The sequence below is a fragment of the Paenibacillus sp. Z3-2 genome, assembly GCF_054161325.1.
This window is the reverse complement of the sequence record NZ_CP096397.1, coordinates 5,740,765-5,756,125: the sequence shown is the minus strand read 5'-3', so window position 1 is coordinate 5,756,125 and position 15,361 is coordinate 5,740,765. Positions and strand designations below refer to the sequence as shown.

At 55.4% G+C, this 15,361-nt stretch carries 1 protein-coding gene; it reads left to right on the top strand.

What is annotated here, in order from left to right:
* Nucleotides 1-335: 335 nt before the first annotated feature.
* A complete protein-coding gene (locus tag M1D71_RS25720) occupies nt 336-15,314 on the top strand; it encodes an amino acid adenylation domain-containing protein (RefSeq protein WP_458127356.1) in 14,979 nt (4,992 codons plus the stop codon).
* Nucleotides 15,315-15,361 lie beyond the last annotated feature (47 nt).

Here is a 15,361-nt window from a genome sequence, read left to right as displayed (position 1 = left end):
CCGGCCGGAACCCTTCAGCAAGCCTTACATCGATGGGAGGAACATCCCTTGTCCACCCCCAAATCCAATTTTAACCCCACATTAAACCAAAGTCCGTCTTCGGGGGCTCGTCCGCATCAAGCATATTTGAAGCAGAAGACCCGGAAGCAGCGCTTGCGTAGAACGATGCTTTTTGTTGTCTTTCACGCATGGAAGCTGAGCGGGACGGTTGCTAGACAAAGATTGCTGCATGCGATAAACCGGACAAGCAAAGCGGTGACCTGGCGAAAGCCATTGATATTGTTGTCACATGTTTGAAAAGACGGGGGAGCGAAGCTGGAGCGTTGCTGCAGCATATGCTCCGCCGGATTGCTTTTACCGATGAAGAGAGGGGAACGATCCAGGTGGCTTTTGAAAAAGAAACGTTGTTTTGGAACGGAAAATTCGGTAGCGACGATTATACCTTGACGCGGCTGCCTTACAGTAAAGCTCCAAGCTCCCTGGCGCCCATTGTGAAGACCGTCGGCGGTTCGCTTTCGGAGGAAGCGGGGCAGCGCGTCCTTCAAATGAGCAAGGGCGCTCCGCTGGCTGCTTTTATGATTTTACTCGCCGGTGTTCAGTCGCTCTTGCATAAATATACAGGCGCTTCTGACATTCTGGTCGGCATGCCGGTTGTACAGAAACCGACGGAGACGCGCCGATCCGTTAATCATACGGTCATTTTGAAAAACTCGCTTTCGGCGGGTGCGACTTTTAAAACGCTTCTGAGCGAGCTGAGGACTTCCTTGCCGGAAGCAATTCAGCATCAACATATTCCGTTCTTGAGAATGACGGAGAAGCTGGACCTGCAATATGCAGACGGAATCCCCGTCGTCCATACGCTAGTATCCCTTAAGGAGCTGCATCTGGAAGATATCGGCCAAAACATGGTCACGGATTGTTCCTTTGAATTCAGCTTAACCGGCGGGACGATACAGCTGGCGCTGTCATATAACGAGCACTTATATGACTCCGAGTTCATGACTCGGGTCGTCGGCCATCTGAATCGCTTGCTGGCCGTGGGGCTTCACGAGTTGGAGCTGGGCATCGTGCGGGCGGACATGCTGTCGGAGAACGAGAAATTTCAATTGCTGCAAAGCTTTAACAATACCGAGAAGGACTATCCCCGTGATCGGACGATTCATCAGCTGGTGGAGGAGCAGGTGAAGCGGGTGCCCGAAGCGACGGCGGTTGTCTTTGAGGGACGGAGGCTTTCGTACGCGGAGCTGAACGAGCGGGCGAATGGGCTGGCGCGGACGCTGCGATCGGCCGGCTTGCAGCCCAATCAGCTGGTAGGCTTAATGGCTAGGAGATCGCCGGAGATGGTGGTTGGCATGCTGGCGGTTCTGAAAGCTGGCGGTGCCTATGTGCCGATCGACCCGGAATACCCTGAAGAACGCATCCGCTACATTCTGGGGAACTCGAACGCGCAGCTGCTGCTGACCCAAAGGGAGCTGCAGCAGCAGGTGCCGTTCGATGGAACCGTGTTGGCGCTGGATGACGAGCAATCCTATAGCAACGATGGCTCCAATCTGGAGCCGGCCAGCGGCCCGAATGACCTAGCTTATGTCATCTATACATCAGGTACGACGGGCAAACCTAAAGGGGTCATGCTTGAGCATCGTGGTTTGGTGAGCTTGAAGCTGATGTTCGCGGACAGGCTGGGCATCACGGAGCATGACCGGATCGTTCAATTCGCGAGCCTGTCATTCGACGCATCCTGCTGGGAAATGTTCAAAGCGCTCTATTTTGGCGCGGCTTTGTACATCCCGACGGCCGAGACGATTCTCGACACTCGTCTGTTCGAAAGTTATATGAACGAGCATGCAATTACGGCGGCGATTTTGCCTCCGACGTACAGCGCTTATTTGAGCCCGGATCGCCTTCCCAGCTTAACGAAGCTCGTAACGGGAGGCTCGGCTGTATCGGCCGAATTCGTACAGCAGTGGAAACCGAAGGTTCGCTATTTCAATGCTTACGGCCCTACGGAAGCTTCGATTGTTACGACGCTTTGGGATGCAGATGAGGAGCAGCCAGAGCACAGAGTCATTCCGATCGGGCGCCCGCTGGCCAATCACCAGATTTTTATTTTGGACGCCCACCTGCAGCTTGTGCCTCCGGGAGTGGACGGGGAGCTGTGCGTGGCAGGTGTGGGACTTGCGAGAGGTTACCTGAACCAACCGGAGCTGACGGCAGAAAAGTTCGTGGAACATCCGTTTGCGCCGGGAGAACGCCTCTACCGGACAGGAGATCTCGCCCGCTGGCTGCCAGACGGAAATATTGAGTATTTGGGTCGGATCGACCATCAGGTGAAAATCCGTGGATTCCGAATCGAGATCGGCGAGATTGAAGAGCAGCTTCTGAAGATCGGCTCCGTGCAGGAGACGATCGTAATCGCCCGGGAAGGCAAAAGCGGGCAAGAACTGTGCGCTTACCTGGTCGCGGACCGCCGGCTTACGCTCGGTGAGCTGAGAAGCGTGCTGGCGCAAAAATTGCCGAATTATATGATTCCGGCGTATTTTGTTCAGCTTCCTCAGATGCCGCTCACGCCGAACGACAAAATCGACCGCAAGGCTTTGCCTGCCCCGGAAGGCAACGCACTGACCGGCGGAGAGTACGTAGCTCCGCGCAATGAAGCCGAGCAGACGCTTACCGATGTGTGGCAGGCGGTATTGAACGCTGATCGCGTTGGGGTAACGGATCATTTCTTCGAGCTGGGTGGAGACTCGATCAAGTCCATTCAAGTATCTTCGCGGCTTCATCAAGCCGGGTATAAGCTGGAAATCCGGGATTTGTTCAAATATCCGACGATTTCACAGCTTAGTCTGCATGTGAAACCGATTGGACGTACCATTGATCAAGGCGAAATAACGGGTGAAACAGCGCTGACGCCGATTCAGCATTGGTTTTTCGAGAACTCCTTTGCGGACCCGCATCATTTCAACCAGTCAGTGATGCTGTACCGGAAGGAGCGCTTCGACGAAGAGACGGTGCGTCAGGTGCTACAAAAGCTGGCCGAGCATCATGACGCTTTGCGGATGGTGTTCCGCAAGACGGAACAAGGGGTTAGCGCGCGGAACCGCGCGATTCAGGAAGGCGGGCTGTTCACGCTGGACGTGTTCGACTTCAACGATGCGGAGAATATCGCGCAGGATGTGGAGGCGAAGGCAACGGACATTCAAGCGGGCATTGATCTGGAGAACGGGCCCCTCGTGAAGGCTGGACTGTTTCGGTGCGCTGACGGCGATCATTTGCTGCTCGCGGTTCATCATGCCGTGGTGGACGGCGTGTCTTGGCGCATTATGATGGAGGATTTCGTTCTGGGTTACCAGCAGGCCGGCAAAAGCGAGGAAATTTGTTTCCCGGCGAAAACCGATGGGTACCTCACTTGGTCCGAGCAGCTGGCCGCTTACGCGCAAAGCCCAGAGATGGCAAAGGAACGGGCCTATTGGCAGGCCGTGGAACAAATTGCGGTCCCGGCCTTGCCGAAGGATCTGGAGACGGACGTTACGACGCAACAGGACAGCGAATCGCTGTTCGTCCGTTTGACTCCTGAAGAAACGGAGCTGCTGCTGAAGCGGGTTCACCGGGCCTACAACACCGAAATGAACGATATTTTGGTAACGGCGCTTGGGATAGCCGTTCGCAAGTGGACGGGACACGAACGGGTGCGGATCAATCTCGAAGGACACGGACGCGAATCGATCGGAACGGATATCGATATCACGCGCACAGTCGGCTGGTTTACAACCAAGTTTCCGGTCATCCTGGAGCCGGAAACCGACCGGGATTTGGCCTATCAGATTAAACAGGTCAAGGAAAACTTGCGCCGCATTCCGAACAAAGGGCTTGGTTACGGCGTATGCCGCTATCTCTCCAAATCGGAGGATGGCTTTGTTTGGGGCGCAGAGCCGGAAATTAATTTTAACTACCTCGGCCAGTTCGACGATGATGTCAACCAGGACGAGATCGGCATATCTTCTTATTCAAGCGGCAGCCCGGCCAGCGACCGGCAGGCCCGCAGCTTTGTGCTGGATATCAACGGCATGGTGCTGGACGGCGCTTTATCGCTCGATCTCAGCTACAGCCGGAAGCAGTATCGCAAGGAAACGATGGAAGCCTTCGCTCAGCGACTTGAGCAAAGTCTCCGAGAACTCATCACCCACTGTGCAGGCAAAGAAAACACTGAATTGACGCCGAGCGACGTGCAATTTAAAGGCTTGACCATTGCGGAATTAGAGCAAATCGCCCAGCGCTCGGGCCATCTCGGGGAAATCGAAAATATTTACTCGCTTACGCCGATGCAGAAGGGTATGTGGTTCCACAGCGCGCTTGACCGGCAAACGGCAGCTTACTTCGAGCAGACGCGGTTTACGATGCGGGGAGCGCTCGACGTCAAGCTTTTTGAGAGGAGTTGGATGGAACTTGCAAAACGTCATCTGGTGCTGCGGGCGAATTTTGTGAAAGGGCCGGCGGGCGAGCCGCTGCAAATCATATACCGCGACAAGCCGGTCGGTTTTGAATATGAAGAGCTGCTTCATTTGCAGGTGGACGAGAAACAAGCTTACTTGGATAAAAAGGCCGAGGAGGACAAGCTTCGCGGCTTCGACATGGAACATGACCCACTCGTTCGGTTTACGATCCTGCGCACCGAAGAGCAGAGCTATCATGTACTGTGGAGTTTCCAACATATTTTGATGGATGGCTGGTGCCTGGCTCAGCTGACGCAGGAGCTGTTTGAGGCATACTCGGCCTTGGCATCCGGCGAGCAGTCAGCGGGAGATAAGGGATCGGATTATGGCGCTTATATCGAATGGTTGGAGAAACAGGACGATCAGGCGGCATCCGGCTATTGGACGGCATTTCTGGAGGGGTATGAAGGGCAAACTGTACTCCCAGGGCAAAAGGAACTGGCGCCCAACGGCAGATTTACGGCTGATCACGTCTCCGCCGAGCTGGGCAAGGACTTGAGCGAGCGGATGGACCGGGTGGCGAAACAGCGCCTGGTTACGGTCAATACACTGCTGCAAGCTATTTGGGGCGTGATGCTGCAAAAATATAACGGAACAACCGATGCCGTATTCGGCAGCGTCGTGGCCGGAAGACCGGCGGAAATCCCGGGCATTGAGTCCATGATCGGGCTGTTCATCAATACGGTGCCGGTCCGGGTCACGAGTGAAGCGGACACCGTGTTCGCCGACCTGATGGCGAAGCTTCAAGAGCGGGCACTGGAGTCCGGGCGTTATGATTATTATCCGCTGTATGAAATTCAGGCCCGTAGCGTGCAAAAGCAGAACCTTATCAACCATATCATCGCTTTTGAGAACTATCCGGTGGACGAGCAGATGGAGCAGGCGGGGGACCAGCAGCACGGCGACCTGACGATTGCTGATGTTCAGATGGATGAGCAGACAAACTATAACTTCAACGTCACCGTGGTGCCGGGTAACGAGATTGAAATTCGGTTCGATTTTAACGCCGAAGTGTTCGATAAAGATAGCATTGAGCGGCTCAAGGGGCATCTCGTTCATTTGCTGGAGCAGGTGGCGGATAACCCGGAAATTACCGTGGGTGAGCTGGAACTTGTGACGGAGGCGGAAAAGGCTGACCTTCTCGGACATTTTAACGACACCACCACGGAATTTCCGCGCGGGAAAACGCTCATTCAATTGTTCGAAGAGCAGGCGGAGCGCATCCCGAATGCAGCTGCCATCTCCTTGAATGGGCAAGAGCTGACCTACCGCGAGCTGAACGAACGCGTTAACCGCCTTGCTCGTACCTTGCGTAGCCACGGGATATCCAAAGACCGTCTGGTCGCCATTATGGCTGAGCGTTCCATCGAAATGGTGGTAGGAATGCTGGCGGCACACAAAGCCGGTTCGGCTTACGTACCGATTGACCCGGAATATCCGGAGGAGCGTATCCGTTTCTTGATCGAGGATTCGGGTGCGCAGATCATGCTGACGCAAAGTCGATTACGCGAGCGCCTGGCGGGTTCGGACTCCGTGATTTTACTGGATGACGAGTCCTTCTATCACGAGGACTGCACAAATCTAAATCCGGGCAACGAAGCGACAGATCTGGCTTGCATCATCTATACGTCAGGCACGACGGGCAAGCCAAAAGGAAACCTTGTTTCGCACCGCAATATCGTGCGGATCGTGCGGAATACGAATTATATCGACATCACTGAGCGGGATCATGTCCTCCAGCTTTCGAGCTATTCGTTCGACGGAGCGATTTTTGATATTTTCGGTGCTTTGACCAACGGGGCACGGCTGGTGCTGGTTCCCCACGAGACTTTGCTGGAAATCGGCAAGCTGGCGGATCTCATCCAGCGCGAGCGAATCTCGATCATGCTGATTACGACGGCTTTCTTCAACGTCCTTGTAGATGTGAACGTCGACTGCCTGAGGGATGTCCGGGCGATTTTGTTCGGAGGAGAGCGCGTGTCGGTCGGCCATGTGCGTAAAGCGCTCGCTCATATCGGACCGGGCAGGCTCAACCACCTGTACGGCCCATCGGAAAGCACGGTTTATACCACATACCTTCCAGTCGACTTTGTCGATGAGTCCGCGGTTACCGTACCCATCGGACGGCCGATCAGCAATACGACGGTGTATATCGTCGACAGCCAGAATAAACTTCTGCCGATCGGCGTGGCCGGGGAGCTTTGCGTCGGCGGAGAAGGCTTGGTACGGGGCTACAATAACCGGCCGGAGCTGACGGCGGAGAAATTTGTGGACCATCCGTTTGTGCCGGGAGAGCGCATATACCGGACAGGGGATTTGGCAAAATGGCTACCGGACGGCACGATTGAATACGTGGGGCGGACGGATGATCAAGTGAAAGTCCGCGGCTTCCGTATTGAGCTGGGCGAGATCGAAGCTCAGCTTCAGAAAGTGGAAGGAATTCGGAAAACGACGGTATTTGCGCGGGAAAACGCCTCCGGCGAGAAGCAGCTTTGCGCCTATTATGAAGCGGACCGTGAGCTTCCGGCGGCCGAGCTGAAGAACGTTCTTTCCCAGGAACTTCCTGCCTATATGATCCCGGCGTACCTGATCCAGTTGGAACGGCTTCCACTGACAACAAACGGCAAGGTTGACCGCCGCTCCCTCCCGGCACCTGAGGAGAGCTTGCAGGCGGGCGAAGGACATACTCCGCCTCGAACTCCGTTGGAAGCCAGCTTGGCTGAAATATGGAAAAGCGTGCTTGGATTGGAACACATCGGGGTTCATGACAACTTCTTTGACTTGGGCGGCCATTCCCTGCGGGCAACGACATTGGTGAGCAAGGTTCATCAGGAGTTGAACGTCGAGCTGCCTCTGCGCGACGTATTCCGCTACTCAACGATCGAAGAGATGGCTCTCGCCCTCTCACGGATTGAAGAGCAGTTGTTCTCGTCGATTCCGCTGGCAGATGAAAGAGCGTATTATCCACTTTCCTCAGCTCAGAAGCGGCTGTTTATCCTGAATCAGCTGGAAGGAGCCGATCAGAGCTACAACATGCCGGGTGTGCTGCTGCTCGAAGGATCGATTGATTATAGCTTGCTGGAGAAAGCTTTCCGCGGACTGATCAAACGACATGAAACGTTGCGAACCGGATTTGAGATCGTACAAGGCGAAGCGGTACAGCGTATTTACGAGAGCGTTGATTTTGCCGTCGTGTGTCGACATGCGAACGAGGAAGAAGCGTTTGCAGTCGTGCAGGCTTTTATCCGACCTTTCGATTTGGCGAAGCCACCGTTGCTGCGTGCCGAGCTCGTAGAGCTGGCAGCCGATCGTTATTTACTGATGTTTGACATGCACCATATCATTTCCGACGGGGTTTCGATGGACGTGTTCGTTGAGGAACTCGTTCGTCTGTATGGCGGTGAGTCATTAGAGCCTTTGCACATTCAGTACAAGGACTATGCGGTATGGCAGCAATCGGACGAGCAAAAAGTGCAATTGAAACGCGAGGAAGCTTACTGGCTGGACCGTTACCGGGGCGAGCTGCCGGTTCTGGAAATGCCAACTGACTATCCACGTCCTGCTGTACAGAGCTATGAGGGACATACGCTGACGTCCTTCGTGGATGAGGCAACGAACGAAGGCTTGAAGCAGCTGGCAACTCAAAGAGGAACGACGCTATATATGGTGTTGCTTGCCGCATATACCGTGCTTTTGCATAAATACACAGGTCAGGATGATTTGATCGTTGGCACGTCGATTGCGGGCAGAACGCACGGCGATATGCAGCCCTTGATCGGAATGTTTGTCAACACGCTGGCGATCCGCAATTATCCGGCTTCGGAGAAGACCTTCCTGTCGTATTTGGAAGAAGTGAAAGAAACGACCTTAGGCGCTTACGAGCATCAGAATTATCCGTTCGAAGAACTCGTCGATAAAGTGCAGGTTAGCCGGGATTTGAGCCGCAACCCGCTGTTTGACACGATGTTCTCCCTGCAAAACCTGGAGGAGTCAGAGTTTGAGCTGGAAGGGCTGAAATTGTCCCCGTACCCTAGCGAATATGGTATGGCCAAGTTCGACCTGAGTGTGGATGTTACGGAAGAAAATGGTGGACTGGAGTGCAGTTTTGAATTCGCAACGGCTCTCTATAAAGAAAGTACGATCCGGCGGCTGTCGATTCATTTTGGACACTTGCTTGCGGCGATCGTAAGCTGTCCGAATGCAAAGATCGCTGAGCTGAACTTGTTGACGGCAGAGGAAAACGAGCAAATTCTCGGCGCATTCCACCCGGCGCAATCGGAAGTGGCTCCTGCGGCTGCGTTCCACCAGCTGTTCGAGGAACAGGCGGTGAGCACTCCGGAAGCGGAGGCGGTCGTGTACGAAAACGATCGGCTGACGTATGCGGAGCTGAATGAGCGGGCGAACCGCCTGTCGGCAACGCTGCGCGCAAGTGGAATCGGCCGGGAGGAGATTGTTGGCATTCTCGCCGAGCGTTCGGTGGACCTGCTGGTGGCCGTGATGGCGGTCTGGAAAGCGGGCGGGGCGTATGTACCGCTTGACCCGGATTATCCGGCAGACCGCGTGCGGTTCATGCTGGAAGACAGCGGAGCGAAGGTGCTGCTGACACAAACGCCGTTGCGAGAGCGTGCTGAAGTTTGGCTCAGCGAAGAGGAACTGGCACTGGCGAAGGTGCTGTATCTCGACGACGAAACGTCATACAGCGAAGACGGTGAGAATGCACCGCTTGGCTCCAGCATGGTTTCCGGTAAAGTCTCCAGCAAGCTGACGGGTGCTGTGAACGACGGAGATGAGAGCCATTCGAATGTAGGTATGGATAGCTTCCATGAAGCTCATCCAGAGGATTTGGCCTATGTGATCTATACGTCGGGAACGACGGGCAAGCCGAAGGGTGTGATGATTGAGCACCGCAGCCTGGTGAATACGGCGGCGAGCTACCGGCGGGAATACCGGTTGGGTCAGTTCCCGGTGCGGCTGCTGCAGCTCGCAAGCTTCTCGTTCGACGTGTTCGTGGGCGATATCGCGCGGACGCTGTATAACGGAGGCACGATGGTGATTGTGCCGAAGAACGACCGGATTGACCCGTCTCGTCTGCACCACTGGATAGAGCAGGAGCGGGTTACCATTTTTGAATCGACGCCAGCGCTAATCGTGCCGTTTATGGAATACGTGTATGAGCAGCGGCTGGAGTTGAGCGGAATGGAGCTGCTCATCACAAGCTCGGACAGCTGCAGTGTGGCGGATTACCGTACTTTGCAGGAACGCTTCGGCTCGCTGCTGCGGATCATCAACGCCTACGGCGTGACGGAAGCGGCGATCGACTCCAGTTTCTACGACGAGGAGCTGGCGAGGCTTCCACAGACAGGCCATGTGCCGATTGGCAAAGCGTGGTTAAATGCGAAGTTCTACATCGTGGATGCACATCTCAATCCGGTTCCAGTCGGTGTGCTGGGCGAACTGGTCATCGGTGGCGTTGGTGTAGCACGTGGGTACTTGAACCGTCCAGAGCTGACGGAAGAGAAGTTTGTAGACAGCCCGTTTGTCGCGGGCGAGCGGCTGTACCGCACAGGAGACTTGGCGCGGTGGATGGAGGACGGAAACGTGGACTTCATCGGGCGAATCGACAATCAGGCAAAAATCCGGGGCTACCGGATCGAGACGGGTGAGATCGAGTCGCAGCTGTTGCGGGTGAAAAATGTGCGCGAAGCGGTGGTGCTGGTTCGTAATGATGCGAACGGGCAGAAGGCGCTGTGTGCGTATTACACACCAGATACCGGTGCGGAGCTGGTAGTGAACGATCTGCGCAGTGCGCTGGCGCAGGAGCTGCCGGGTTACATGATCCCGTCATACTTCGTAGAGCTGGAGCGTCTGCCTCTGACACCGAACGGGAAAATAGACCGGAAGGCGCTGCCAGCGCCGGAAGGAGAAGCGGGAAGCGGAACACAGTACGTCGCACCACGCAATGAGCTGGAAATGAAGCTGGTGGTTATTTGGCAGGAAGTGCTGGGGCTTACGAAGGAGATTGGTGTTAACGATAACTTCTTCGACATCGGTGGCCACTCCCTGCGCGCGACAACGTTGGTTGGCATGATTCATAAAGAGTTGAACGTGGATCTGCCGCTGCGCGACGTGTTCCGGCATTCCACGATTGAGAGCATGGCGGCGGCCATTTCCCGGCTGGATGAGCAGACATTCGTTTCCATTCCGGTGGCGGATGACCGAGAGGTGTATCCGCAATCTTTTGCTCAAAAACGTCTCTTTATCCTGAATCAGCTGGAAGGTACGGAGCTTAGCTACAACATGCCGGAAGCGATGCTGCTGGAAGGTGCTTTGGACCGGACAAGGTTCGAAGAAACGTTCCGTAAGCTCGTGGCGCGGCATGAAATGTTGCGCACCGGGTTCGAAATGGTGGATGGCGAAGCATCACAGCGGGTTTACCAAGACGTGAATTTTGCGGTGGAGTTCTATCAAGCGGATGAGCAAGAGGTCGAAGCGGTGGTTCACGGTTTCGTCCGTCCGTTTGACTTGGCGAAGCCTCCGCTGCTGAGGGTAGGCCTTGTCGAGCTGGCTCCGGAACGCCATATTCTAATGTACGACATGCATCATATTATTTCCGACGGCGTTTCGATGGAAATCTTTGTTGAAGAATTCGTCCGCTTGTATGGCGGCGGGCAATTGGAGCCTCTGCGCATTCAGTACAAAGACTACACTGTTTGGCAGCATTCGCAGGAGCAGAAGGAACGGCTTCAGCGTCAGGAGGCGTACTGGCTGGTCATATTCCAAGGCGAGCTTCCGGTGCTGGAAATGCCGACCGACTATCCGCGTCCGGCTGTGCAGAGCTACGAAGGTCAAACGCTGGAGTTTTTCTTCGACGCTTCAAAAACCGACGGCCTGAAGCAACTGGCCTCGGAAACAGGCACGACGCTGTTTATGGTGCTGCTTGCGGCGTATAACGTCCTTCTGCATAAATATTCAGGTCAGGAAGACGTGATCGTCGGTACGCCGATTGCCGGAAGGAATCATGGGGATGTGCAGCCGTTGATCGGGAATTTCTTAAACACGCTGGCTATCCGCAGTTATCCGGCTTCGGAGAAGACATTCCTGTCATACCTGAACGAAGTCAAAGAAACGACCCTCCACGCCTTCGAGCATCCAAACTATCCGTTCGAAGAATTGGTGGATAAGGTGCAAGTCGCCCGTGATTTAAGCCGCAATCCGCTCTTCGACACGCTGTTTACGATGCAGAATACGGAGAACGAGGAATTTGAGCTGGAAGGGCTTCGTCTAATTCCTTATCCGAGCGCACTGGATACCGCGAAGTTTGATATCAGCTTGGATGTGGGCGAGGAGAACGGCGGCTTGGATTATAGTTTCGAATACGCGACGGCTCTCTACAAAAGGGAGACGATCGAACGGCTGGCGAAACATTACGAGCAGTTGCTCGTAACGATCGTAAGTCGTCCGGAAGCGAAGATCGCCGATCTGAGCTTGCTGACACCGGCAGAAAAAGAGCAAATTCTCGGCGCGTTTAACCCGGCGCAGCCGGAAGCGGCCCCTGCGTCGGCGTTCCACCGGCTGTTTGAGGAACAGGCGGAGCGCACGCCGGAAGCGGCGGCCGTCGTGTACGAGAACGACCGGCTGACGTATGCGGAGCTGAACGAGCGGGCGAACCGTTTGGCGGCTACGCTGCGCGCAAGCGGCATCGGCCGGGAGTCGATCGTCGGCATTCTCGCCGAACGTTCGGTGGACTTGCTGGTGGCCGTGCTGGCCGTCTGGAAAGCGGGCGGGGCGTATGTGCCGCTCGACCCGGATTATCCAGTGGACCGCGTGCGGTTCATGCTCGAAGACAGCGGAGCGAAGGTACTGCTGACGCAAACGCCGCTGCGAGAGCGTGCCGAAGCCTGGCTCGGCGAAGAGGAACTGGCACTGGTGACGGTGCTGTACCTCGACGATGAAGCGTCGTACAGCGAGGAGCGGACGAATGCGCCGATGGGATCCAGCATGATTTCCCGCATAGTTTCCGGCAAACTGACGGGTGCTGTGGATGCCAGCGATGAGAGCCATCCGAATGTTGTGGGCATGGTTAGCTTCCATGAAGCTCGTCCAGAGGATCTGGCATATGTGATCTACACGTCGGGGACGACGGGTAAGCCAAAGGGCGTGATGATCGAGCACCGCAGCCTGGTGAACACAGCGGCGGGCTACCGACGGGAATATCGGTTGGATCAGTTCCCAGTGCGACTGCTGCAGCTCGCAAGCTTCTCGTTCGACGTGTTCGTGGGAGATATCGCGCGGACGCTGTACAACGGCGGCACGATGGTCATTGTACCGAAGGACGACCGGATCGATCCGTCTCGTCTGCACTACTGGATAGAGCGGGAGCAAGTGTCGATCTTTGAATCAACACCGGCACTGATTGTGCCGTTTATGGAGTACGTGCATGAGCAGGGGCTGGAGTTGAGCGGTATGGAGCTGTTGATCACAAGCTCTGACAGTTGCAGTGTGGCGGATTACCGAACCTTACAGGAACGGTTCGGCTCGTTGTTCCGCATCATCAATGCCTACGGCGTGACGGAAGCGGCGATCGACTCCAGTTTCTATGACGAGGAGTTGGCGAAACTGCCGCAGACAGGGCATGTGCCGATCGGTAAAGCGTGGCTGAATGCGAAATTCTACATCGTGGATGCGCATCTGAACCCGGTTCCTGTTGGGGTACTGGGCGAGTTGGTTATCGGCGGAGTTGGGGTAGCACGTGGGTACTTGAACCGTCCGGAGCTGACGGAAGAGAAGTTCGTAGACAGTCCGTTCGCCGCGGGTGAGCGATTGTATCGCACGGGAGACTTGGCGCGGTGGATGGAAGACGGCAACGTGGACTTCATTGGCCGGATCGACAACCAGGCGAAAATCCGGGGCTACCGGATCGAGACGGGGGAGATCGAGTCGCAGCTGCTGCGGGTGAAAGGCGTGCGCGAAACGGTGGTGTTGGTTCGAAGTGACGCGAACGGTCAAAAGGCGCTATGTGCGTATTACACGCCGGATACCGGAGTTAAGCTGGCAGTGAATGATCTGCGCAACGCACTGGCACAGGAGTTGCCGGGCTACATGATCCCGTCGTACTTTGTGGAGTTGGAGCGTCTACCTCTGACACCGAACGGGAAGATGGATCGGAAGGCGCTGCCAGCGCCGGAAGGGGAAGCAGGAAGCGAAACGGAGTACGTCGCACCGCGTAATGAGCTGGAAACGAAGCTGGCGGTGATTTGGCAGGAGGTTCTCGGGCTTACGAAGGACATTGGCGTTTACGACAACTTCTTCGACATCGGCGGCCACTCCCTACGAGCGACGACGCTGGCGGGCAAGGTGTTTAAGGAATTAAACGTCAATCTGCCACTGCGCGACGTATTCCGCCACTCAACGATTGCGGCGATGGCCGATGCGATTGCCCGGATGGAACGGCGGGAGCACGAGGCCATCCCTCGAGCGGAAGAGAGAGAGTACTACCCTCTGTCCTCCGCGCAGAAAAGGCTGTTCATTCAGCACACGCTGGATGGAGCCGATCAGCTTTACAACATGCCGGAGCTGGTGCAATTGGAAGGCGAGTTTGATTTAGAGCGCTTGGAAGCCGCCTTGCGGAAATTGATATCACGGCATGAATCACTGCGCACCGGTTTTGAAATCGTGAAGGGCGAAGCGGTTCAGCGGATTTACCCGCAGGTTGACTTTGCTATCGAGCATCACCAAGCGAATAAAGAGGATGCGGCTCAAATCGAGCAGATTGTACGCAGTTTTGTTCGTCCGTTTGATCTCGGCAAGCCACCGCTGCTCCGCGCCGGGGTCATCGAATTGGAGCCAAATCTGTATATACTTCTTTTCGACATGCACCATATCGTGTCCGACGGTGTATCGATGGCGATTGTGATGAATGAATTCTCGAGTTTCTACGACGGAGAAGAACTGCCACCACTGCGCATTCAATACAAGGATTATGCTGTTTGGCAGCAGTCGAAGGTCCACCGAGAGCGGATTGGGCTGCAGGAAGTGTACTGGCTACAAACCTTCGAAGGCGAGCTGCCCACGGCGGATCTGCCGATGGACTACGAACGGTCTACGGTTCGCGACTACGAAGGCATGCATCTGGATTTCGACGTCGAAGCTTCTCTCTCTGAGCGGCTGCGCCAATTGGCGGCCGAGCGTGAAAGCACGCTGTACATGGTGCTGCTTGCGGCTTATACCGTGCTGCTGTCCAAGTACAGCGGGCAGGACGACCTAATCGTGGGCACCCCGGTGGCGGGAAGAACCAATGCCGATTTGGAACCGGTCATCGGGATGTTTGTCAATACACTGGCCATCCGCAATCGTCCGTCGGGCGACAAAACGTTCTTGTCCTACCTGGAAGAAGTGAAGGAGACGGCATTGGGTGCTTTCGAGAACCAGGATTATCCATTCGAAGAGCTCGTGGAGCGTTTGAATGTGAAGCGGGAACCGGGCCGCTTTCCGCTGTTCGATGCTGTTTTCGACTTGCAAAATATCGAAGAACAAGACGTCGAACTGGAAGGGGTCAGCTTAAAGAATTATGAGCTGGATCAATTGGAAGAAGCGAAGTTTGATCTGACGCTGTTTATGTATGAAAACAAGGGGGCGCTGAGCGGGGGCTTCTTCTACGCCACCAAGCTGTTCAAAGAAGCGATGATCCGTACCTTGACCGAGGATTACCTGGGGATACTGTCGCAAATTGCGGAAAATCCACAACTTGAGCTGAGACGGATCGAATGTCATAAACCGTCGTCTGGCGCAAAGAGTGCGGTCGACACGATCGAATTCGCGTTTTAATTCTATAAGCGCGCCTCTGCCGTCAAGCGCAAGCGGTGCGCATCCCA

Coding starts and splice junctions, on each gene's coding strand:
- M1D71_RS25720 (WP_458127356.1), top strand. CDS start 336: ATGCTCCGCCGGATTGCTTTTACCGATGAAGAGAGGGGAACGATCCAG.